Consider the following 1,558-nt stretch of genomic DNA (forward strand, 5'->3'; position numbering starts at 1 on the left):
GGTGCCGTGGCGGGGCTGGGCGCGCGGCTGCTGGCGGGCAGCTATTACGGGCAGACGGTGCAGATCTGGTCGGCGCTGTTTGCGGCGGCGCTGCTGGCGGCCTGTCTGGTGGGGCTGCTGGGGCTGCTTGAGCGCGCGGTGCTGCGCCGGATGGGGATGGCGCAATGATACTGGTGGTGCTTGCAATCGCGGTCTGGCTGCTGGGCTGGTGGATCAACAGCCGCCTGGCCAGCGGGCCATATGCCGACAGTCGCATGGTTCGCACGCTGGCGCCGCTGATCTTTGGCCTGACCGTGATCGTCATCTGGGAACTGGTGGTGCGCGGGCTTGAGGTGCCGCTGGTCATCCTGCCTGCGCCTTCGGTGATCGCGGTGCGCTTTGGCAATAGCCTGCCGATCCTCTGGGCGGATTTCTTTCAGACCATCATCAAGGGCGCGCTCAGCGGATATCTCATCGGTTGCGGGGCGGCGTTCCTGATGGCCATTGCGGTGGATCGCTGGGATTTCCTACGTCTGGGTCTGCTGCCGGTGGGCAATTTCGTGGCGGCGCTGCCGATTGTCGGCACGGCCCCCATTCTGGTGATGTGGTTCGGGTTCGACTGGCACTCCAAGGCGGCGGTGGTCGTGGTGATGGTGTTCTTTCCCATGCTGGTCAACACCGTCGCAGGCCTGCGCGAGGCCACAGCCATGCAGCGCGACCTGATGGAGACCTATGCCGCCACCTATTGGCAAAGCTTTCTGAAGCTGCGTCTTCCCGCCGCGATGCCTTTCATTTTCAACGGGTTGAAGATTTCCACCACTCTGGCGCTGATCGGCGCTATTGTGGCTGAATTCTTCGGCTCGCCCACTTTGGGCATGGGCTTTCGGATCTCGACCAGTGTCGGGCAATTGTCGCTGGATATGGTCTGGGCCGAGATCGTTGTCGCGGCGCTGGCCGGAACGGCGTTCTATGGGCTGGTCGCGATGATCGAAAAGGCGGTGACCTTCTGGCATCCGTCGCAACGTGGATAAGAAAAGGAAATTCAACAGACCCCGAAAACGGGGCACCAACAGCAACTAGGAGACATGAAGATGAACAAGCTACTCAGCGGGGCGATTGCCGCCTTTAGCATGGCAGCCAGTGCGGCTTTGGCAGCGGATGAGGTGACATTACAGCTGAAATGGGTCACTCAGGCGCAGTTCGCGGGTTATTACGTGGCCAAGGACAAAGGGTTTTACGAGGAAGAGGGGCTGGACGTCACCATTCTGCCCGGCGGACCTGACATTGCACCAACGCAGGTGATCGCAGGCGGTGGGGCCGATGTGACGGTCGAATGGATGCCCGCGGCGCTTGCCGCACGCGAAAAGGGCCTGCCGCTGGTCAATATCGCACAGCCGTTCAAAAGCTCGGGCATGATGCTGACCTGCTGGAAGGACGCGGGTATCGCCTCGCCCGATGATCTGAAAAACCGCACGCTGGGGGTCTGGTTCTTCGGCAACGAATTCCCGTTCATGAGCTGGATGAGCCAGTTGGGCATCGATACCGGCGGCAAGAGCGAGAGCGGTGTCGAAGTTCTGAA

At 61.6% G+C, this 1,558-nt stretch carries 2 protein-coding genes and 1 pseudogene; all 3 read left to right on the forward strand.

Annotation, left to right across the window (positions count from 1 at the left end):
* Positions 1-168, forward strand: a pseudogene (locus MPJ51_RS19430) (ABC transporter permease); the annotation flags it as partial.
* Complete coding sequence (locus MPJ51_RS19435) at positions 165-1,010, forward strand: ABC transporter permease (RefSeq protein ID WP_298390309.1); 846 nt, start codon at positions 165-167, stop codon at positions 1,008-1,010. The pseudogene MPJ51_RS19430 and the gene MPJ51_RS19435, both read left to right, overlap by 4 nt.
* A 60-nt stretch (positions 1,011-1,070) precedes the next feature.
* Positions 1,071-1,558 (forward strand): ABC transporter substrate-binding protein (locus tag MPJ51_RS19440; RefSeq protein WP_298390312.1); only part of this gene is annotated, 488 nt, incomplete at its 3' end.

Source organism: Ruegeria sp. (genome assembly GCF_028066395.1).
In the GTDB taxonomy this organism is placed as follows: domain Bacteria; phylum Pseudomonadota; class Alphaproteobacteria; order Rhodobacterales; family Rhodobacteraceae; genus Ruegeria.